The sequence below is a fragment of the Halomonas sp. A40-4 genome (genome assembly GCF_015767635.1).
Taxonomy (GTDB): domain Bacteria; phylum Pseudomonadota; class Gammaproteobacteria; order Pseudomonadales; family Halomonadaceae; genus Vreelandella; species Vreelandella janggokensis.
Genome location: NZ_CP065230.1, coordinates 1,664,879 through 1,684,432, shown reverse-complemented (window position 1 = coordinate 1,684,432; position 19,554 = coordinate 1,664,879). Strand labels below are relative to the sequence as shown.

The 19,554-nt window shown below is 58.0% G+C and carries 20 protein-coding genes; 10 read left to right on the top strand and 10 right to left on the bottom strand.

Features of this window, described 5'->3' with window-relative positions; translation table 11 throughout:
• Nucleotides 1-22 precede the first annotated feature (22 nt).
• From rlmH to IT895_RS07890, 4 genes are read right to left on the bottom strand one after another with little or no spacing between them, the layout of a single operon-like run.
• Entirely contained in the window at nucleotides 23-490 is a 468-nt protein-coding gene (rlmH, locus tag IT895_RS07905) for a 23S rRNA (pseudouridine(1915)-N(3))-methyltransferase RlmH (protein WP_199285213.1), read from the bottom strand.
• Nucleotides 487-867 (bottom strand): ribosome silencing factor, encoded by a 381-nt coding sequence (rsfS, locus tag IT895_RS07900; RefSeq protein ID WP_085919269.1) that lies wholly within the window; start codon nucleotides 865-867, stop codon nucleotides 487-489. Before rsfS ends, rlmH begins: the two co-directional genes overlap by 4 nt.
• A gap of 55 nt (nucleotides 868-922) precedes the next feature.
• On the bottom strand, nucleotides 923-1,588 hold the full coding sequence (nadD, locus tag IT895_RS07895) for a nicotinate-nucleotide adenylyltransferase (protein ID WP_085919268.1): 666 nt from the start codon (nucleotides 1,586-1,588) through the stop codon (nucleotides 923-925).
• Nucleotides 1,585-2,892, bottom strand: a complete 1,308-nt coding sequence (locus IT895_RS07890; protein WP_085919267.1) for a glutamate-5-semialdehyde dehydrogenase — start codon at nucleotides 2,890-2,892, stop codon at nucleotides 1,585-1,587. Before IT895_RS07890 ends, nadD begins: the two co-directional genes overlap by 4 nt.
• Before the next feature lie 192 nt (nucleotides 2,893-3,084).
• Between IT895_RS07890 and IT895_RS07885 the strand changes: the two genes are divergently transcribed.
• On the top strand, nucleotides 3,085-3,939 hold the full coding sequence (locus IT895_RS07885) for a hypothetical protein (RefSeq protein WP_085919266.1): 855 nt from the start codon (nucleotides 3,085-3,087) through the stop codon (nucleotides 3,937-3,939).
• Nucleotides 3,936-4,868 carry a diguanylate cyclase domain-containing protein gene (locus IT895_RS07880; protein ID WP_199285212.1) on the top strand — a complete coding sequence of 311 codons (933 nt, stop codon included), beginning with the start codon at nucleotides 3,936-3,938 and terminating at the stop codon, nucleotides 4,866-4,868. The genes IT895_RS07885 and IT895_RS07880 overlap by 4 nt, the downstream gene beginning before the upstream one ends.
• Nucleotides 4,869-4,896: 28 nt before the next feature.
• On the opposite strand, the gene IT895_RS07875 is transcribed toward IT895_RS07880, so the two are convergent.
• Genes IT895_RS07875 through mpl form a run of 3 tightly spaced genes read right to left on the bottom strand, consistent with a single transcriptional unit; the run spans nucleotide 4,897 to nucleotide 7,568 of the window.
• Nucleotides 4,897-5,520 (bottom strand): LysE family translocator, encoded by a 624-nt coding sequence (locus tag IT895_RS07875; RefSeq protein ID WP_176243685.1) that lies wholly within the window; start codon nucleotides 5,518-5,520, stop codon nucleotides 4,897-4,899.
• Between the two features lie 3 nt (nucleotides 5,521-5,523).
• The gene (locus IT895_RS07870; protein WP_085919264.1) at nucleotides 5,524-6,183 is read right to left on the bottom strand and encodes a flavin prenyltransferase UbiX; all 660 of its coding nucleotides are present in this window, start codon (nucleotides 6,181-6,183) and stop codon (nucleotides 5,524-5,526) included.
• Entirely contained in the window at nucleotides 6,183-7,568 is a 1,386-nt protein-coding gene (mpl, locus tag IT895_RS07865) for a UDP-N-acetylmuramate:L-alanyl-gamma-D-glutamyl-meso-diaminopimelate ligase (protein WP_199285211.1), read from the bottom strand. Before mpl ends, IT895_RS07870 begins: the two co-directional genes overlap by 1 nt.
• Before the next feature lie 212 nt (nucleotides 7,569-7,780).
• Between mpl and IT895_RS07860 the strand changes: the two genes are divergently transcribed.
• From IT895_RS07860 to pepQ, 8 genes are all read left to right on the top strand, one after another.
• Nucleotides 7,781-8,167: a glutaredoxin family protein gene (locus tag IT895_RS07860; protein WP_085919262.1), complete on the top strand. Its 387-nt coding sequence runs from the start codon at nucleotides 7,781-7,783 to the stop codon at nucleotides 8,165-8,167.
• A 279-nt stretch (nucleotides 8,168-8,446) separates the two neighbouring features.
• A complete protein-coding gene (locus tag IT895_RS07855; RefSeq protein ID WP_085919261.1) occupies nucleotides 8,447-10,024 on the top strand; it encodes an ABC transporter substrate-binding protein in 1,578 nt (525 codons plus the stop codon).
• A gap of 97 nt (nucleotides 10,025-10,121) precedes the next feature.
• Nucleotides 10,122-11,168, top strand: coding sequence for an ABC transporter permease (locus tag IT895_RS07850; protein WP_085919260.1), 1,047 nt, complete (start codon nucleotides 10,122-10,124; stop codon nucleotides 11,166-11,168).
• Nucleotides 11,165-12,106 (top strand): ABC transporter permease, encoded by a 942-nt coding sequence (locus IT895_RS07845; RefSeq protein ID WP_085919259.1) that lies wholly within the window; start codon nucleotides 11,165-11,167, stop codon nucleotides 12,104-12,106. Before IT895_RS07850 ends, IT895_RS07845 begins: the two co-directional genes overlap by 4 nt.
• Nucleotides 12,107-12,113: 7 nt before the next feature.
• Complete coding sequence (locus IT895_RS07840) at nucleotides 12,114-13,130, top strand: ABC transporter ATP-binding protein (RefSeq protein ID WP_199285210.1); 1,017 nt, start codon at nucleotides 12,114-12,116, stop codon at nucleotides 13,128-13,130.
• Nucleotides 13,127-14,194 (top strand): ABC transporter ATP-binding protein, encoded by a 1,068-nt coding sequence (locus IT895_RS07835; protein ID WP_199285209.1) that lies wholly within the window; start codon nucleotides 13,127-13,129, stop codon nucleotides 14,192-14,194. The genes IT895_RS07840 and IT895_RS07835 overlap by 4 nt, the downstream gene beginning before the upstream one ends.
• Nucleotides 14,195-14,240: 46 nt before the next feature.
• A complete protein-coding gene (locus tag IT895_RS07830; protein WP_085919256.1) occupies nucleotides 14,241-15,155 on the top strand; it encodes a LysR family transcriptional regulator in 915 nt (304 codons plus the stop codon).
• 9 nt (nucleotides 15,156-15,164) lie between these two features.
• The gene (gene pepQ / locus IT895_RS07825; RefSeq protein ID WP_199285208.1) at nucleotides 15,165-16,454 is read left to right on the top strand and encodes a Xaa-Pro dipeptidase; all 1,290 of its coding nucleotides are present in this window, start codon (nucleotides 15,165-15,167) and stop codon (nucleotides 16,452-16,454) included.
• A gap of 95 nt (nucleotides 16,455-16,549) precedes the next feature.
• Here the strand turns inward: pepQ and IT895_RS07820 are convergent, their stop codons facing one another.
• From IT895_RS07820 to IT895_RS07810, 3 genes are all read right to left on the bottom strand, one after another.
• Nucleotides 16,550-17,161, bottom strand: coding sequence for an OmpW/AlkL family protein (locus IT895_RS07820; protein ID WP_199285207.1), 612 nt, complete (start codon nucleotides 17,159-17,161; stop codon nucleotides 16,550-16,552).
• Between the two features lie 410 nt (nucleotides 17,162-17,571).
• Entirely contained in the window at nucleotides 17,572-17,727 is a 156-nt protein-coding gene (locus IT895_RS07815; RefSeq protein ID WP_199285206.1) for a hypothetical protein, read from the bottom strand.
• 15 nt (nucleotides 17,728-17,742) lie between these two features.
• Complete coding sequence (locus IT895_RS07810) at nucleotides 17,743-19,539, bottom strand: NAD(P)/FAD-dependent oxidoreductase (RefSeq protein WP_199285205.1); 1,797 nt, start codon at nucleotides 19,537-19,539, stop codon at nucleotides 17,743-17,745.
• Nucleotides 19,540-19,554: the final 15 nt, after the last annotated feature.

Here is a 19,554-nt window from a genome sequence, read left to right as displayed (position 1 = left end):
GGCATCCAGCTGTCTGAATAACTCAACGATGGTAGGGATGCCCCACCAGCAGCGTCCAGGCACGATAAAGCTGCTCGGCGAGCATGATACGCACCAATGGATGAGGTAAGGTAAGTGGCGATAACGACCAGCGCTGCTGAGCCATCGCCGACACAGCAGGATGAAGCCCGTCCGGGCCGCCAACCAGCAGCACCACATCCTGACCTTGCAGTCGCCAGCCATCGGCCTGCCGGGCGAGCTGCTCGGTGGTCCAGGCCTTGCCATCAACCTCCAGCGCGACCACATGCTCGTTGCCACGTAGCTTGCTGCGAATGCGCTCCGCCTCTTGTTCCCGAGCCCGGGCTATATCCGCATTTTTACCACGCTGGCCCAGCGCCACCTCTTCGATATCCAGGCTGAAATCTTTCGGCAGGCGCTTGCGGTAGGTTTCTACGCCCTCTTCCACCCAGGCGGGCATTTTACTGCCCACCGCCAACAGGCGGATTTTCATGACATGCTGGCCGGCTCGTCACTTAGAGAAAGCTCACGCCGCCCGGTGTCGCTGGGCAAATCGGCCCATAAACGTTCCAGGTCATACAGGGCGCGTGCTTCAGGCAGCATGATGTGAACAATCACGTCGCTCAGATCGACAAGCACCCAGTCGGCGTTGTCACCCCCCTCGACACCCCGCGGGGATAGCCCGGCAGCTTTGGCTTTTTCAACCACGTTCTGGGCCAGGGCAGCAACATGGCGGGTTGACGTACCGCTGGCAATCAACATGATATCGGCAACGTCGGTCAGCCCAGTGACGTCCAACTGAGCGATGTCTCGAGCCTTCAATTCTTCCAGCGCATCAAGCGCTACGCTCTTCAATGTATCGATGTGCATATCTCCTAACGATAACCCCATGTAATGCGCTTTTTGAAGCGGGCCATTGTAACGACTAATAAGCGGACTGCCAGCGCTGATACAGCCCTTCGCGTAAAATGGTACTTTCCACCGCCTCGGGGACCAGAAAACGTACGCTTTTGCCCTGCCCTAGCCACTGGCGGATGTGGGTTGCTGAAATGGCCATCGTGGAAGGCAAGGTGACACGTAATACCTGCCCGTGAGGCGAGGCCATTAAACGGGACACGCTATCGACTTCACGCTCGTCCAGCAGTTCCATAAGAGGCCTCGACGGTGCATCGGCATGGCCTGGTCGGGCGATCACCACCAGGTGGGCAAACGCAAACAGCTGCTCAGGCTTGTGCCATTGGTCAAGCCGCAAAAACGCGTCCCAGCCTATGGCCATGACCAGTCGCGCCTGTTCACCGTACTCATGGCGAAGCGAACGCAGCGTATCCACGCTATAGGAAGGACCATCACGCTCAAGCTCACGCCCATCGGCCTTGAGACCTGGCGTATCACCAATGGCCGTTTGTAACAGTTCAAGGCGCTGTTGCGGCGATACCTGAGGCGTATCGCGCAAGGGCGGCTGCGGTGCGGGTATCATGTGGACTGTGTCCAGCCCTAGCGCATCACGCAACTCCACCGCGCTGCGCAAATGACCATTATGCACCGGATCAAAGGTGCCGCCGAGCATGGCGATACGTGCCGGCCGGGTCATTCGCGAACCTGGCCACTACCCATGACCACGTACTTCTGAGTGGTCAAGCCTTCAAGCCCAACCGGCCCTCGGGCATGCAACTTATCCGTGGAGATGCCGATTTCAGCCCCCAGGCCATATTCGAACCCATCGGCGAAACGAGTCGAGGCGTTAACGACCACCGAGCTTGAGTCCACTTCGGCCATAAAACGGCGGGCTAGCGAGTAGTCTTCAGTCACGATGGCGTCGGTGTGATGCGAACCATAGCGTTCAATATGGGCGATCGCCTCATCAATGTCGTCGACCACCTTGATTGCGAGTATCGGCGCCAGATATTCGGCACTCCAGTCATCGTCGCTTGCCGGAAGCGCCTGAGGAAGCAGCGCCTGGGTTTGCTCGCAGCCACGCAATTCGACCTCATGCTCGGCATATTGACGGGCGAGTTCGGGCAGCAGGAGGTCGGCAATCGCCGCATCCACCAGCAGCGTTTCCATGGTATTGCAGGTGCCATAGCGGTGAGTCTTGGCATTGATCGCAATCGACAGCGCCTTGGCCGGATCGGCCAGGCTGTGGATATAGACATGACAGACACCGTCAAGGTGCTTGATGACCGGCACCTTCGCTTCGCGGGAAATACGCTCGATAAGCGACTTGCCACCGCGGGGAATGATCACGTCGATATAATCAGGCATGGTAATCATTGCCCCGACCGCTGCGCGGTCACTCGTGGCCACCACCTGAACACTACCGGCTGGCAGCCCTGCATCGCCAAGCCCTTCCTGGATACAGCGGCTAATGGCTGCATTGGACGCACGCGCCTCGGAGCCACCCCGCAGCACACAGGCATTACCCGCTTTAAGACATAAACTCGCGGCTTCAAGGGTCACGTTAGGACGCGACTCGTAGATGATGCCGATCACGCCCAGGGGAACGCGCATTTTTCCCACCTGAATACCGCTGGGGCGATAGCGCATGTCACTGATCTCACCCACCGGGTCGGGCAGTGCGGCCACCTGGCTCAACCCCTCGATCATGGCGTCGATACGCGCATCGCTGAGGGCCAGACGATCCAGCAACGCCGCATCAAGGCCGTTTTCCTGCCCTCTTGACAGGTCTTCGCTGTTGGCCGCCAGCACATCCTCACGGGCCGCATCCAGGCGGGCGGCCATGGCATACAGCGCTCGGTTTTTCTGGCCCGAATCAGCGCGACGCAGCTCACTCGCCGCCTGACGAGCGGCTTTGCCAAGTGATTGCATGTAGGCCGCGACATCGCCAGCCTCAAGGGATAGCTTTGCATCGGCGTCGAACGATGTTGAAACGCTCATGCGATCTCCATAAATTTCTCGGTGGGCATAAGCCACTCGGTCATATTTAGCCTGTAAGTTAAGCGGCGTGCTAAGCTATTTTAGCGCTATACTAAGGGCTTATTTAACACTTCTCGCCACCTTTCTAATGACGATTTTACGCATATCACGCTCACCATCACGCATCTGTCCAAGGGTTGATAGTAAGCCACCATGCAAAATAAATACAAAATACGTCTATTAAGAGCCAACCTGCTGGCGGCGGCCGTAGCGCTTGCCCTATGGACACCCTCCGCACCGCCGTCGGCAGCGTTGGTGCTATGGCTTTCAGTAGGCTGGCTATTTATTACCGCCCTTTTACTGGACTTCAGCCACCGCTACCCGCGTGGCCGTCCGTGGCAGCTGCTGCCCGGGGCGCTTCTACTCGGGCTGATTGCCGCCGCTCCGGAACGCCACGGTCTGTTGATCTGGGCCTGGGCGGCCTTGTTCATGTTACCGCAAATGAGCTGGGTAGCCGCGTTCAACATAAGCGCTGCCCTGCTCAGCAGTGTGCTGGTGGCCCCGCAGTTATCGACACCCGCCTGGCTATTGATGGTTATTTCACTGGCGATCCTGTGCGTTCTGGCATTGGCCCGTGCACAACAGCTGATCGACATGAACGGAGCGATTCGCCAACGGTTGCGACTCGTTCCAGGCTTGAACCTGTGGGCTGGCGAGCAGCTGGTGAGGGACATCCAGCGGGAACAGACGCGTTGCGCGCGGGAAGGCATTTATGGCGAACTAATAGTCCTGCATGTAAAGCGCCATCAACTGTGGCCAACAGCCAAAAAACTCTGCGAACTTACCCACGACTTCGAGAATGTGTACCGTCTCGATGGCACGACCCTGGCAACGTTAATGCTGTCTCGCTCGGCACTCGAAGCGCATGAGCGTTACCAGTCATTAATCAACGCGTTACCCGACAACACTATCGCCAACCCAATCGAGTTAATGGATGTGCCCCCTACCCCCTCAACGCTTCAAACGCTGACCCGACGAGAGGCAGGCGAATTGCGAGGCCAGCCATGACTCAGCATCATTTCCCTCGGCAACTGGTGACGCTGGCGTATATAGCCAGTATCGCCTTGATGGGCAGCTATACTGTTTGGCTTTATGCCATGGGCGAATATCGCGACCTCGTCATGCCCAGCTTCATGATCCTGCTCCTGCTGGCCGCCTTTCTGCTCCATCTGGGCCAGGACATGCGCGCTCACCTGCCGAGGCTGGTGCTGCTTTTTTGCACCTATACAAGCGTCATTGCCGCGCTTTATTACCAACCCGAAACCCCACTGATCTGGATCGGTTTGCCGATGACCGCTGCTTTCCTGCTGCTTCCCCTGCTGAGCGCGGTCTTATTGCATATGGTATTAATTCCACTGTGGTGGTTGATGCCTGCGCTAGCCCAAGCATCGCCTACCCTGGTGATGGGTTACGTGGCGCTGGCGCTTTTGCTTGCACTGCCACGCTGGGAACATGCAAGACGCCGCGCATTGCTGCGAGCCACCGATCCCAATGACAGCGAGTGCGACGCCTACCATATCGACACACTGAAGGAACGTTTGCACAGTGAATACCAGCGGGCCGATATGCTCAACCAGCGTTTGGCAGTGCTGGTCATCCACTTACCTCAACGTGACATGGCGGAAGAGCAGTTCGGCGCCCGCGCCGCCCAGGCATTGCTTGGCGCCTTGTGCACCGAGGTATATAGCTGCTGTCGCGACCACGACCTGCTGGGGCGTGCCGACAATGCAACCTTTTGGCTGGTATTGCCCGACACCAGCGAAAGCGGAGCGCTACTGGTCCGAGACCGGCTTCAGCGCGCGCTTTCACGGCGTGTATTGGTCGAAACCGGACAGTGCGAGGCGCGCATCGCCGCGTGCCTGCCCTGCCCCAAAGAAAATTTTGAACACTATCTGCAACGCCTGGAAAACCGGGGCAACGCACTGGCGGCCCCCTGACAGACAACCTGACCGTATCGACTTGGCCTTATCCCAGCGCCAGCCACACCCCCACACCAATCATCAACGTCCCGGCAATACGGTTCAACAGGCGAACATTGCCGCTTTTACCCAGCACACGACGCAGGGTTTTTCCGCCGGTGGCATAGACCAGCATACTGGCAAACTCGATGGTCAATATGACGGCGATCAACGTAATCAGTTGCTGGCCGAGAGGTCGGCTGCTATCCAGGAAAGGCGGCAGCAGCACCATGAAAAACGCCCATCCTTTGGGGTTGGCGACGGCCGTTAAAAATCCCTGGAGTGCCAATTGCCACCGCCCTGCCGGTGGGCCAGCTTCAAGCTCATTGGGGATCGCCATACGCCCTCTTGAGCGCCACATCATGATGCCGATATAGGCCAGGTACGCACCGCCTACCCATTTGAACGCCATAAAAAGCGCTGGCTGGCGCAGCATCAGTGCTGCCACACCTGCGCCCGCCGCCGCGGCTACCAGCCCGACCCCGATTAATTCGCCGACCATCATCCAGAGGGCGCGCTTGACGCCCTGGGTCATACCCAGAACCATCGCCAGCGTCATGCACATACCCGGCGTTAACGACACCAGCAAAAAAGTCGGCACAAATACCGAGAGCGTGGCCCACGACATCATTGGCTATCCATCCTTGGTTGTTGAAGCAGTCGATTGTTTTTCCCCCCAGCGCGGCATCAATTGGTGATCGATGCCCAACTGATTGAGAATGCGCGCCACAATAAAATCGATCAAATCATCAATGGATTGAGGACGATGGTAGAAACCGGGCGCTGCAGGCAGGATGACCACGCCAAGCCGACTCAGGGCCAGCATATGCTCGAGATGAATCGGGGAAAACGGGCTCTCCCGCGGCACCATCACCAGCGTGCGTCGCTCCTTCACCGCCACGTCAGCCGCGCGCTCGATCAGGTTGTTGCTGGCACCGGTGGCCACGGCCGATAGCGTGCCCGTCGAGCACGGACAGATCACCATGGCAGAAGGCGCGCCCGACCCTGACGCCACAGGCGCCATCCAGTCTTCACGACCAAAACAGCGAACTTGCCCGTCAGCCGCGCCGCTGCGCTCGCTCAGCGCCGCGGCAAGCCTTTCTGGCTGTGCGGGCAGGGTAATCTCGGTTTCGGTGGCGATCACCATATGGGCGGCCTTGGAGATCATCACCCAGACTTCATGGTTGGCGGCCACCAGCACCTCAATCAGCCGAAGCCCGTACTGTGCCCCCGAGGCACCGGTCAGCGCGACGGTGACCGGTGGTTTGAAAGTCGCTGTCATCGGGTTTGCCATTACGCCTCCTTCCTGGCGGCTAATGCGCTTATCAAGCGCTCGTGAACGCCCTCAAAGCTGCCGTTCGACATCACCACAATACGATCCTGAGGTGATGCCTGGGTGACGACGGCGCTCACCAGCACGTCAATATCATCGTAAAGCGTCGAATGCGCCTGAGCGTCTACTAGCGCCTCCATCGACCAGGCCACACTGGGCGGCTGAAACCAGAAAATCGCATCGGCTTCCGCTACGCTTTCCATCAGGCGTTCACGCATTGCCCCCAATCGCATGGTATTGGAACGCGGCTCGATAACCGCCAGCAGGCGCCCCTTCGGGGTTGCCGCTCTGAGGCCCTGCAGCGTCGCCGCAATGGCGGTGGGGTGATGGGCAAAATCATCGATGACCTGAATACCACTGACCTCCCCGCGCACCTCCTGACGACGGCGTGGGGTTTCAAAGCGCGCCAGGGCTGCGCAGCCTCGCGCCAGGTCGACGCCACACTGCCAGGCAGCGGCCAATGCGGCCAAGGCATTGCGTGCATTGTGTTCGCCGGTCAAGGCCCACTCCACCACGCCATCTTCTTCAATCGTACTTTCAGGATCGCGGTAGATGACCTGGAAACGGCTTGCATCGGCGCGCTCGCTGCGCAACTGCCAAGCGCTATCCGGGTGGTCGCCCACATAGTCAACGGGCGTCCAAACGCCCTGCTCCAGCACCCGCTCAAGCGCTGGCTGCCCATCGGCAACCAAGAGACGCCCCTGGCTGGGCACGGTTCGCACCAGATGATGGAATTGACGCTCGATGGCGGCCAGGTCTGGAAAAATATCCGCGTGGTCGTATTCCAGGTTATGCAGTACCGCAATATCAGGGCGATAGTGAACAAACTTGGATCGCTTATCGAAAAACGCCGTGTCGTACTCGTCGGCCTCCACCACGAAAGGCGCATCCAGTGCCCCCAGCCGGGCCGAGACGTTAAAGTTTCGTGGCACGCCACCAATCAGAAACCCCGGCGATAGCCCTGCACTTTCCAGTAACCAGGCTAACAGGCTGGCGGTGGTGGTTTTACCATGTGTGCCCGCCACGGCGATTACCCGCCGCCCCGGCAACACGTGCTCTGCCAGCCACTGGGCGCCGGACGTATACGGGAGGCCGCTGTTCAGCAAGGCTTCGACTTCCTCATTGCCCCGGGAAAGCGCATTGCCTACCACCACCATGTCGGGGGCTGGCTGCAGGTGCGCGGCCCGGTAGCCTTCCATCAGGCTGATTCCCGCTTCTTCCAGCTGGGTGCTCATCGGCGGATAGACATTGGCGTCAGAACCACTCACCTGATGACCCAACTCCCTGGCGAGCAGCGCCAAACTGCCCATAAAAGTGCCGCAAATTCCGATAATGTGCAGATGCATCGCTACGCCTCTAAACAACCCCTAAACAGCCCGCAAGCCTAGCACGCCCAGCCTTTGGGCTCACCTGTCTTGAGCGGTGGCCGTACCACAAGGGAACCATCCTCCAGTGACAACGTCTCTCAGATATTGCACGATGCCCGGTCAGTCCATACGCCTACGCTTCCCGCTACTCTAATCGAGACGGCAAGCATGATTACGATGAGGGTTACTTTATGCGCATACTGGTACGCTATTTTTTCCGCGGTCTACGCGTATTGCTTGCACCTATCATGCTGATATCCGAGAAACTTTCGACACCCCAGGCAGTAAAGCGCTCGCCTGAGGAACAGGCCAGGGTAGACGAAGCATGTAACAGCCTGGCGTTGTATCAGTTCCGCACCTGCCCGTTTTGTATCAAGGTGCGCAAGGAAATGGCCCGCCTGGGGCTGACGATTGAAAAACGTGATGCCCAGTTGGACCCTGACCACAAAAAGGCACTGCAGGAAGGTGGCGGCCGCGTCAAAGTGCCGTGCTTGAAAATTGCCCACGATGATGGACGCGAAGAATGGCTGTATGAATCTGATGAGATCAATCGCTGGCTACATCAACGGTTTGGATAATTTGAAAGCCTGCCTGGGTGACGTTTCCAACTACTCCTTTCGTCTCAATTCCTCTCCGTAACGCTCGCCACCGCCTGCCTCATTCATATGCTGAATGAGGTCAGTCATTATTTCGATTGTAGAGAACCCTCGCCTCTCACTATGTTAGACGCATAGCTTTCGAGCTGACCGTGTCTGTTTTGTTGCCGTTATGCGCCCCCTGAAACATCAAGGGTGCGTGGCAGAGCAGCAAAGCGAACAAACAATAATCCTTCTTGGGAACAACGATTAGGAATAATGATGACGTTTAAAAAAACGCTACTAGCTTCCGTGATTGGCGCAACGCTTGCCAGCACAGCCCTCCTGTCCACTGCCGCACAGGCCGAAAACACGCTGCGTATGGCCTACGATGCCGACCCGGTATCGCTGGATATTCACGAACAGCTGTCGGGCGGGATCCTGCAGCTGTCGCACATGACCCACGACCCGCTCGTGCGCTGGAATGATGCGCTTGAATTCGAGCCGCGCCTGGCCTCTGACTGGGAACGCATCGACGACACCACCATGCGTATGTCGCTGCGCGAAGGGGTTGAATTTCACAGCGGAAACGCCTTCACTGCCGACGATGTCGTCTGGACTATCGAGCGTCTCCAGCGCAGTCCTGACTTCAAAGCGATTTTTGACCCCATCGAAAGCGTCACTGCCGTTGACGACTACACGGTAGAAATCACCACCAAGACACCCTACCCGCTGCTGTTGAACCTGGCGACTTACGTCTTTCCCATGGATAGCGCCTTCTATTCAGGAGAAGCCGAGGACGGTGACCCGAAAGACGAAATCGTCAAAAACGGCAACTCCTTTGCCTCACGTAACGTTTCAGGCACCGGCCCTTATACCGTCGCCGATCGTCAGCAGGGTGTTCGTACCGAGTTCGAGCGCAACCCTAACTATTGGGACACCGAATCACCGGGCAATGTCGATAACATCATCCTCACGCCCATCAGTGAAAACGCGACCCGCGTGGCGGCACTGCTTTCCGGCGACGTTGATTTCATTGCCCCGGTACCGCCCAATGACCTGGAACGCGTTCGCGAAAGCGAAGACGCCCAGCTCGTAACGATGTCGGGCACGCGAATCATCTTCTTCCACATGAACCAGGAGCGTGTCGAGGCGTTCCAGGATCCACGCGTACGTCAAGCCTTTGCCTACGCCGTTAATCAGGAAGCAATTGCTGACCGGTTGATGAAAGGCTTTGCCACGCCTGCCGCGCAGTTTTCTCCGGAAGGTTACGCTGGTCATATCGAAAGCCTTGAGCTTCGCCACGACCTGGAGCGTGCCAAGGAACTGATGGCCGAAGCAGGCTATGAAGACGGCTTTGACATCACGATGATGGCGCCCAACAACCGCTACGTGAACGATGCCAAGATTGCCCAGGCCGTGGCAGCGATGCTGGCTCGCATCAACGTCAACGTGGATCTGAGCACGCTTCCCAAAGCACAATACTGGGGCGAGTACGATGACCGCGCCGCCGACATGATGCTGATCGGCTGGCACGCAGACACCGAAGACAGCGCCAATTTCCACGAATACTTGACGGCCTGCCCGGATCCGGACACCGGCGCCGGACAGTACAATGCAGGTAACTACTGCAATCCAGAGCTTGATGCACTGGTGGCCGAGGCCAACGTGGAAGTGGATCGCGCCAAGCGTGCGGCCATGCTTCAGGAAGTCGAGCAAACACTTTACGACGAAGCTGCGATTATACCGCTGCATTGGCAGGACCTGGCCTGGGCGTCGGCCAATCACGTCAACATCGAGCCGGTGGTCAACGTGATGAACTTCCCCTACCTGGGTGACCTGGTCATGGACGCCGAATAAGGCGCCAGTGAATTAATCCAGCGTCATTCGAAAAGCTCGCCCCGAGGTTATCCGCTTCGGGGCGAGCCCTACCTGTTTTACTGACGGAAACGTTTTCATGATCGCCTTTTTGGTTAAGCGCCTCTTCCATGCGCTGCTGGTGATGTTTGTCATCAGCATCATTGCCTTCGCTATACAAGATAACCTGGGCGACCCGATTCAACAGATGGTCGGCCAGTCGGTACCGGAGAGCGAACGTGCCGAACTTCGTGAAGAGCTTGGGCTCAACGATCCTTTCCTGGTGCAGTACGCGCGCTTTGCAGTTAATGCAGCGCAGTTTGATTTCGGCTATTCATACGTTTTCAACCAGCCCACCACCGAAGTCATTGCGCGCCACCTACCGGCGACGCTGGAGCTCGTGGCCGCGGCTACCTTTTTAATCATCACCCTGTCGGTGCCGATTGGCGTTTATAGCGCCATCAAACCTCGCGCCTGGCTTTCCCGCTTTTTTATGGGCGTCTCGATTGTCGGCATCTCGATCCCGGTATTTCTTACCGCGATCATGCTGATTCAACTGTTTGCCATCGGCGTCAGCTGGACTCCTTTTCCCGTCGATACCGCCTGGGGCAGTTGGCTCAACGGCGTGATCTCCACCGAGGGGGGCATGCCTGCTTACGGCCGAGGTGATCCGGTCCCCGTGTTTGGCACCTGGGAAACCAACTTTGCAAGCCTGGAGGGGCTGACCTACCTGGTACTCCCCGCCGTTTCACTGGCCTCCATCATGCTGCCGCTGTTTATTCGCCTGATCCGTGCCGAAATGCTCGAGGTGATGCAGTCGGACTACGTCAAGTTTGCGCGGGCCAAGGGCATTTCCATGCGTCGCATCTATTTTCTGCACGCCTTGAAAAATACCATGCTGCCGGTCATCACCGTCGGCGGCGTGCAGATTGGTACGCTGGTCGCCTACACCATCCTGACCGAAACCGTCTTCCAGTGGCCCGGCATGGGGCTGATGTTCCTGGATGCCATCGAGCGTTCTGATATTCCGCTCATCGTGACCTATCTCATGATCGTGGGCCTGATATTCGTGATCACCAATACGATCGTCGACCTGATTTATGGCCTGGTTAACCCCACTATCAAACTCACCGGAAAGCCCGCATGAATGCATCTTCTTCCGCGCTTCCCAGCCGCTGGGAACGCTTCCGCGACTCGTATCTGTTTTACAGCTTCAAACGCGACATGGTCGCTCAGGTCAGTCTGGTGGTATTCATCGCGCTGGTCGCCGTCGCCGTGCTCGCGCCGTGGCTTTCGCCCATGAACCCCTATGACCTGGCACAAATCGATATTCTCGCCTCGGAACTGCCGCCGTTCTGGGTCGAGGGTAGCGACGCCCAGTACCTGCTGGGCACCGACGCCCAGGGCCGGGATATGCTCTCGACGATTCTGTACGGCGCGCGCGTGTCGCTGATTATCGGTTTTGGCGCCGTGGCTCTTCAGGCGCTGATCGGCGTCTGTTTTGGCCTGCTCGCCGGCTATCTGGGTGGTCGTATCGATGCTTTCCTGATGCGTCTCGCCGATATCCAGCTGTCATTCTCGACCCTGATGGTCGCGATTATCGTCGGCGCGCTGGTCAAGGCGATTTTTGGCGGCGAGACGTTCAGCGCCTACGCCGTGCCGCTGCTGGTGCTGATTATCGGCCTTGCCGAGTGGCCCCAATATGCGCGTACCGTGCGCGCCTCGGTGCTCGCCGAGAAGAACAAGGAATACGTCGACGCCGCCCGCGTCATGGGGCTCAGAAGCAAACGCATCATGTTCCGCCATGTGCTGCCCAACACCCTGTCGCCGATCTTCGTCATTTCGACGGTACAGATTGCCAACGCCATCATTTCAGAAGCCGCCCTGTCGTTTCTCGGCCTGGGTATGCCCGAAACCCACCCGTCGCTTGGCTCGCTGATCAAATCCGGGTTCGACTATATCCAGTCGGGTTCGTGGTGGATCACGCTCATTCCCGGGGCGTTACTGGTGGTACTGGTCTTGTCCATCAACCTGCTGGGCGACTGGCTCCGTGACGTTATGAACCCGCGACTCTACAAAGGCTGAGGACACCATGGCACTACTGGAAGTGACAAATCTGGACGTGCGCTTCGGCCTGCGCCAGGGCGAAGTGCGCGCACTGCGCGACGTCAATTTTACCCTTGAACGTAGCGAGCGCTTAGGCATTGTCGGCGAATCTGGCGCCGGTAAATCCGTGGCCGCGTTTTCACTGCTCAACCTGATTGCCAAGCCCGGCTTTATTGCCGGGGGCAGCATCAACTTCGAGGGCAAGACGCTCAACACCATGTCCGAGCGTGGCCTGCGCAAGGTACGTGGCAACCGCATCTCGATGATTTTCCAGGACCCGATGATGACGCTGAACCCGGTGCTCTCCATCGGTGAACAGATGGTCGAGTGCCTGAAGGCTCACCGGCGTATTTCCGGCAAGGAGGCGCGCGCGATTTGTCTGGATAAACTGCGCCAGGTACAGATCCCATCGCCGGAAACCCGCCTGGATCAGTACCCCCACGAGCTTTCCGGTGGCATGCGCCAGCGGGTGATCATTGCCATCGCACTACTGCTGGACCCGGATATCATCATTGCCGACGAGCCCACCACGGCGTTGGACGTGACCATTCAGGCCGAAATCATGGCGTTGCTTCTGGAACTCTGCGAGCAGCACAACGTCGGCTTGATTCTGATCACCCACGACCTGGGTGTGGTCAGCCAGGTGACTCAGCGCATGCTGGTCATGTACGCCGGCCGTGTGATCGAACAAGGGCCCACGCGGGAAATCATCAACGACCCGCAGCACCCCTACACCCAAGGGCTGATTAACGCCCTGCCGCAGATGGCCACCCCCGGCGAAAAGCTCAATCAAATCCGCGGCAGCATGCCATCGCTTTCAAACCTGCCCAGCGGCTGCGCGTTTCACCCGCGCTGTAACTTTATCAATCGCGCAGACGGAAAGCCCCGCCCCGCCTGCACCGAGCAGGTTCCAGGCTTTGTCGAGTCCGGCAACTGCCGCGTGGCGTGCCACATGGTCGCTGAAATGATTGAAGACCGCCGCTTGAAGGAGGAAACCTCATGACCGCGCCCGCTGAGGCCAAGGCGGCCCACCCGACGCCGACCCAGAACGAGAAAAGTGACGACTCGCTGTTGCAGATTCGAGGCTTGAACAAGCGCTTTTCGTTGTCGGGCGATTTTCTTGAACAATTACGCTTCAAGGGTGGCAAGCTGGTTCGCCACCAGGAATATGTGCACGCCATCAATGGCGTCGATCTCGACATAAAACGCGGCGAAGCGCTTTGCGTAGTGGGCGAGTCCGGCTGCGGCAAATCCACCGTTGCACGCATGGTAATGGGGCTGATTACCCCTTCCGAAGGCGAGATTCGCTACGCAGGCGAGCGCATTGACAACCTGAGTTCGCGGCAACTGCTGCCCTACCGCAAGCGCATGCAGATGATTTTTCAGAACCCCTATGCGTCGCTCAACCCCCGCATGACCATCCAGCAAACGCTGGAGGAGCCGCTGCGTCTTCACCACCCCGACTGGGACCGTGAAAAAATTGAACAGAAGGTCGAAGACGTCATGCGGTCGGTGGGCATTGACCCGGACTGGGGCAAGCGCTTCGGCCACGAATTTTCCGGCGGCCAGCGCCAGCGTATTGCCATTGCCCGCGCCCTGGCCGTTGACCCCGAGTTTATCGTCGCCGATGAGCCCATTTCCGCGCTGGACGTCTCCATTCAGGCGCAGGTACTCAACCTGCTCATGGAAGCTCAGCAAGAGCGCAACCTGACCTATCTGTTTATCACCCACGACCTGGCAGTCGTCGAGCATTTCGGGACCCGTGTTGCCGTCATGTACCTGGGCACGGTATGTGAAATTGCTACCACCTCGACATTATTCGCCAAGCCTCGCCATCCTTATACTCAGGCGTTGCTGTCGGCGATTCCACGGCTTGAAGACGACCGCCCCCAGCACATCCGGCTCTCCGGCGAAGTACCTACACCGGTTAACCTGCCCACCGGCTGCGTGTTTCATGGCCGTTGCCCCCATGCCAATGCGCGCTGTAAACAAGAAATCCCTGTCCTGCAGACACAGGATGACGGCACGCGGGTTGCGTGCCACGCTGTTGAAGAAGGCCGCCTATGAGGCGGTCGTCGAACCTTAGATGGCGCTATGCATGGAGAGGTAAAGCATGGAAATTCGCTGGCTAGAAGACTTTATCGCCCTGGCCAGAACGCGACACTTCTCCCGAGCTGCTGATGAACAGAACGTCACCCAACCTACTTTTTCCCGGCGTATCAAGCTGCTGGAAGAGGAAATGGGCGTGACGCTGATCAACCGGCAAACACTGCCGCTTTCCTTGACCCCGGCGGGAGACGAGTTCTTGCTGCTGTGCGAGCAGGTAACTGACCGCGTTCGCCTGACGCGAGACCGCGTTCGGGAAATCAGCGCGGGGCAGAAACGACGCATCATGGTGGCTGCTCCACAGAGCCTGTTGGGGCAATTTCTACCCGAGTGGCTGGCCACAACCGGCTGGCAGGAGCGTGTTCAACCCTATCTGCGCGCCACTGGCTGGGTGGCCAGCGACTATTTCCAGGCGCTCCAGCGCGGCGAATGCGACCTGGCGATTTGCTACTGGCCGATTGGGCGCTGCGACCTGGACATCGACACCAGTTCCTGCACCTACCGTGTGATCGGCCATGAACGCCTGATTCCGGTGACCGGTGTTGACGATCACTCGGCGCCAAGAGCGTTATTGCCAGGCAGCCGCCAGCAGCCACTTCCCTGGCTCGCCTACCCACAACGAGGCCTGCTAGGCTCAGCGGTGACCGCCCACCTGGCACGATTACCCCAGAGCAGCTATTTAAATGCCCAGAGCGAAAACCTCTATGCGGCAGGTATCAAGGAACTGGTGCTGCTCGGCTACGGAATGAGTTGGCTGCCCGAACGCAACGTCGAGGCTGAGCTTCGCCAGGGCAGTCTGGTCCGCGCCGGCGACAGCCGCTGGGATGTCCCCATGGAGCTTCGCCTCTACCGCCACCAGGGCCAGCACCATGGAGAGCTGGACGCCTTCTGGAGTGAACTCCCACACTTTCGCACTTACTAGAGACCCTGCATGTCATCCCAACTACATCGGTTACAGCAAGAGCACCTGACACGCCTGCAGCGCGACTATACTGCCTTGCTTGACGAGCACCAGCTCGACAGCCTGGCCATATACAGCGGGCACACCAACGCCTACTTTGCCGACGATCAGGCACCCCCCTTCCAGACCTACGGTCATTTCATGCACTGGGTGCCACTGGCCGACGTGCAACATAGCTGGCTGGTGATACGCCCTCATCAGCGGCCACAACTTTACCTCTATGCCCCGGCGGACTTTTGGCACCTGCCGACCCGGCTTCCCGAAGAACCCTGGGTCGACGAATTCGATATCCACCTCTGCAGCGACCACGTCAGCCCCGCGCTGGATGGCCACGCCGCAATTATCGGCGATGTGGCACAGTTACCCGGCGCCAGCCTGAAGGCGCAACTGAACCCTGCCACCTTGTTGAATCGCCTGGACGAGCTTCGCATCGGCAAGTCTGACTATGAAATCGCCTGCCTACGTGAAGCCAACCGGCTCGCGATCGCCGGACACGAGGCCGCCCAGGCAGCCTTCCTGGGCGCGTCCGGCGAGCTGGATATTCAACTTGCCTACCTGGCAGCTAGCCGCCAGCGCGAGTCGGCGGTTCCCTACCAGAATATTATCGGCCTGAACGACCACGCGGGCGTCCTCCACTACCAGTACTACGACACAAGCCCGCCCAGGCGACGCCATAGCCTGCTCGTCGATGCCGGAAGACGCTTTCGTGGTTACTGCGCGGATATCACCCGCACCCACGCCGGACCAGATGCCCCGGCGCTATTCGGCGAGCTGGTGGGCGCCGTGCACGACCTGAAAGACGAGCTGGTTCAAGGTGTTACAGCGGGTACGGATTTCATCGCGCTGCACGAGCAAATGCACCAGCGGCTGGGCGATATTCTCATTACCCATGACCTCTTCCGAGGCAGCCGCGAACAGGCTATCGATGAAGGCGTGACGCGCGCGTTCTGCCCGCATGGGTTGGGCCACTCGCTGGGATTACAGGTGCATGACGTGGCCGGTTTACGCCATCCAGACGGCACTGCAGCTCCGGCGCCCAACGGACATCCGGCGCTTCGTCTCACGCGTACGCTTTCCAGCGGCATGGTCGTGACCATCGAGCCCGGGCTTTATTTCATTCCCATGCTGTTAGCCCCTCTGCGAGAGACATCGCTGCCCATCAACTGGACGCTGGTGGATCACTGCATGCCCTGCGGTGGTATTCGTATTGAAGACAATATTGCCGTGACCGACCAGGGGCCGGATAACCTGACCCCTTAGCCAATATTCGTATACGCCCGATACAAAAACGCCCAGCTGAGCTGGGCGTTTGTTCTAGCTAGGCTAACGCAACGATGTGCGTTCGATATGGCCGATTAGAAGCGGTAGGTAACACCACCACCAACGGTCACCGGATCAATGTCAACAGCACCAACGTTGTTACCGTTGGATGTAATGTCGGCGTCCACGTCGGCATAGCTGACATAGCCGTTAAGCATGATGTTGTTGGTCACGGCCAGATCAAGACCCGCCTGGCCAATGGCACCAAAGCTGTCGTCGACTTTGACACCGGGGCCAATGTCTTCGCTGTAGAAGTTGGTGTAGTTAAGACCCACACCTACGTAAGGCTGAATACGCGAATCGACACCGCCCATCGGGTAGTAGTTGAACAGCGCATTAACCGGCAGACGCTCGACGCTACCGGCATCACCGGCGGCCGTCGTCAGGTCATGCTCAAAGCCTTCACCGCTGTTAAGCTCGATGCCGAACTTGTCATGGAACAGATAACCAACGCCGTAGCTATAGCCGTTTTCACTTTCAACGTCGAAGTCTGCTCCCCCTGCATTGGTGTCGTCGGAAGCGATGTCCGTTTTAGCGACCCCACCGCGAACAAAAACATCACCCGCGGTGTACGCAAGCGCGGCTTGGCTTGCCATGGCAAAGCCAGCGGTAATCACAGCGGCTGTTACAATTTTGAATTGGCTCATCAGGGTCATCCTCTCAACTTTCGCTTGGAGTCCGTTATCAAGCGTCACATATCACTCACGTCTACAACGTCTACGTTCATACCATCGGCGACGCTTCGATAACTTGTACAGAAATGAGTATACGAACACTGTTTCTAAACGTCACGTAAAATTTTGTTATAATATTAAGCACAAAATATGCAGAGAAGAGAGAGGGCCGAATTACACGCAAAAAAAAGTCCCCCGAAGGGGACCCAGGTGGAGCACGCCAGCTCACTCGGTGTATCGCAAGCCAAACGGCTGCGATATAGGCAATGAAGGGAAAGTCGGTTTCAATCACAACGTCAATCGTGCTCGACTCTTTTCAATTGCCTTACACCCAATTATATAGCGACAAGCGTGCCACTATTTTAAAAATCATTAACAATCAATTAGTTATAAAATAAAAGCTCTACTATCCCCTGTCGCTCACCTTTTTTCCAGAACTTATGCGCACCACGAACGATCAATTTTCCCGTCAAGCGAGTCATGATGATGCAGTGCACACTCTTGCTCTGAAATGCTGCTTGCATGCTTGACTGGCGCATGGCTTTCCCTTCCTGTTAAGACGTGTGATGCACCGGCTGCAGGCCGTAGACAGGCGTTGCCAGCCCCTCCATGCGGGCTTTCAACTGCAGCGCCAGATAGTGTGAGTAGTGCCGCGACTGGTGCAGATTGCCGCCGTGGAACCACAGCGCCTCCTGCTGGGTGGGTTTCCACATGTTGCGCAGCTCGCCCTCCCAGGGGCCGGGGTCTTTGGTGGTGTCGGAGCCCAAGCCCCAACACTTGCCGACTTTATCCGCCACCTCCTGGGAGATAAGTCTGGCTGCCCAGCCGTTCATGGAGCCATAGCCGGTGGCATAAACGATCAAATCTGCTGCTAGCTCACTGCCATCGGTAAGCGTGATGGAGTGCGGGTTGATGCGCTCTATCCCTACGCCGCTGCGCAGTTTGATATCGCCACTGGCGACCAGATCACAGGCGCCCACATCGATGTAGTAACCCGAGCCCCGGCGCAGGTACTTCAAGAACAGACCCGAGTCGTCGTCACCAAAATCGAGCATAAAGCCCGCATCTTCTAGCTTCTGATAGAACTCGGCGTCGCGCTGTTTGATCGCCTCAAACGCCGGGCGCTGAAAGTCCGGCAGCACCTTGTAGGGAATCGAAGCAAAAATCAGATCAGCCTTGTCATGGGTTAAGCCACTCGCCACCGCCTCTTCGGAGTAGAGCGGCCCCAGCACTTCCTCCATCAGCGAATCCGACTTCACAATATGGGTGGATGAGCGTTGCAGCATGGTGACATCGGCGTCGTGCTCCCAAAGTGCCGCGGCAATATCGTGGGCGGAGTTATTCGACCCCACAATGACGCACTTTTTACCAGTGTAAGCGTCTGGCCCCGGATGCTGGCTGGAGTGCTGCTGCTCGCCTTCAAAGCTTTCTGCACCGGTAAATGTCGGCACATTGGGCATCCCCGACATCCCGGTGGCCATGACGAGCTGCTTGGGTCGCAAAGTGATCGCTTCGCCGTCGCGCTTCACGTTCACCACCCACTCGCCTGCGGTTTCGTCGAAGTGTGCATTCTGACACTCGGTGGAACTCCAATAATTGAGCTCCATCACCTTTGTGTACATCTCCAGCCAATCGCCCACCTTGTCTTTGGGCGCAAACACCGGCCAGTTTTCAGGGAAAGGAATATAGGGAAGGTGGTCGTACCAGACGGGATCATGCAGGCAGAGCGACTTATAGCGATTTCGCCAGGAGTCCCCGGCACGTTCGTTGCGCTCGATAATAATGGTCGGCACGCCCATCTGCTTTAGTCGCGCGCCCAAGCCGATACCGCCCTGGCCGCCGCCAATAATCACGCAGTAAGGCTGCTGTGTGTAGCCAAGTTCCGCTTCTTCGCGCTGTCGTGCTTCCAGCCAGGTTTCACGCTGCTTATTGGCGCCGTGCTCAGCGCCTTTGGGGCGGTTGTGATTACGGGGTTCAGGGAAGTCGTGCAGGGACTGCATCGTGGTGAGCAGTGTCCAGCACTTCCCCTCTTTCAGCCGCAGGTAGCCTTTGCCGCTGGCAACCGCGGTCTCAAAGGTGAACCACGCCTCGGCGATATCGCCATTTTGGGTTGCTTCGCCTTCAAGCTGCCAGTTGGACGGACGCGCATTATCTAACGTTGCGTTCAGCATGGCCTGAATCTCGTCTTTACCTTCACAGGTTTTTAAATTCCAGGTAAAGGTAAGGAAATCGCGCCAATAGCACTCATCGCCAAATAGAGAGACTACCTGCTGAATATTCTTGGCTTGCAGAGCGGCGTCAACGTTGGTCAGCCATGCTTGTACAATGGCCGTGGCGGTTGGCTGTGTCATATCGGTACTCCAGGT

Bases quoted from the DNA above. Each gene is read 5' to 3' on its own strand.
- rlmH (WP_199285213.1), bottom strand. From the start codon at position 490: ATGAAAATCCGCCTGTTGGCGGTGGGCAGTAAAATGCCCGCCTGGGTG.
- rsfS (WP_085919269.1), bottom strand. From the start codon at position 867: ATGCACATCGATACATTGAAGAGCGTAGCGCTTGATGCGCTGGAAGAA.
- nadD (WP_085919268.1), bottom strand. From the start codon at position 1,588: ATGACCCGGCCGGCACGTATCGCCATGCTCGGCGGCACCTTTGATCCG.
- IT895_RS07890 (WP_085919267.1), bottom strand. From the start codon at position 2,892: ATGAGCGTTTCAACATCGTTCGACGCCGATGCAAAGCTATCCCTTGAG.
- IT895_RS07885 (WP_085919266.1), top strand. From the start codon at position 3,085: ATGCAAAATAAATACAAAATACGTCTATTAAGAGCCAACCTGCTGGCG.
- IT895_RS07880 (WP_199285212.1), top strand. From the start codon at position 3,936: ATGACTCAGCATCATTTCCCTCGGCAACTGGTGACGCTGGCGTATATA.
- IT895_RS07875 (WP_176243685.1), bottom strand. From the start codon at position 5,520: ATGATGTCGTGGGCCACGCTCTCGGTATTTGTGCCGACTTTTTTGCTG.
- IT895_RS07870 (WP_085919264.1), bottom strand. From the start codon at position 6,183: ATGGCAAACCCGATGACAGCGACTTTCAAACCACCGGTCACCGTCGCG.
- mpl (WP_199285211.1), bottom strand. From the start codon at position 7,568: ATGCATCTGCACATTATCGGAATTTGCGGCACTTTTATGGGCAGTTTG.
- IT895_RS07860 (WP_085919262.1), top strand. From the start codon at position 7,781: ATGCGCATACTGGTACGCTATTTTTTCCGCGGTCTACGCGTATTGCTT.
- IT895_RS07855 (WP_085919261.1), top strand. From the start codon at position 8,447: ATGACGTTTAAAAAAACGCTACTAGCTTCCGTGATTGGCGCAACGCTT.
- IT895_RS07850 (WP_085919260.1), top strand. From the start codon at position 10,122: ATGATCGCCTTTTTGGTTAAGCGCCTCTTCCATGCGCTGCTGGTGATG.
- IT895_RS07845 (WP_085919259.1), top strand. From the start codon at position 11,165: ATGAATGCATCTTCTTCCGCGCTTCCCAGCCGCTGGGAACGCTTCCGC.
- IT895_RS07840 (WP_199285210.1), top strand. From the start codon at position 12,114: ATGGCACTACTGGAAGTGACAAATCTGGACGTGCGCTTCGGCCTGCGC.
- IT895_RS07835 (WP_199285209.1), top strand. From the start codon at position 13,127: ATGACCGCGCCCGCTGAGGCCAAGGCGGCCCACCCGACGCCGACCCAG.
- IT895_RS07830 (WP_085919256.1), top strand. From the start codon at position 14,241: ATGGAAATTCGCTGGCTAGAAGACTTTATCGCCCTGGCCAGAACGCGA.
- pepQ (WP_199285208.1), top strand. From the start codon at position 15,165: ATGTCATCCCAACTACATCGGTTACAGCAAGAGCACCTGACACGCCTG.
- IT895_RS07820 (WP_199285207.1), bottom strand. From the start codon at position 17,161: ATGAGCCAATTCAAAATTGTAACAGCCGCTGTGATTACCGCTGGCTTT.
- IT895_RS07815 (WP_199285206.1), bottom strand. From the start codon at position 17,727: ATGCGCCAGTCAAGCATGCAAGCAGCATTTCAGAGCAAGAGTGTGCAC.
- IT895_RS07810 (WP_199285205.1), bottom strand. From the start codon at position 19,539: ATGACACAGCCAACCGCCACGGCCATTGTACAAGCATGGCTGACCAAC.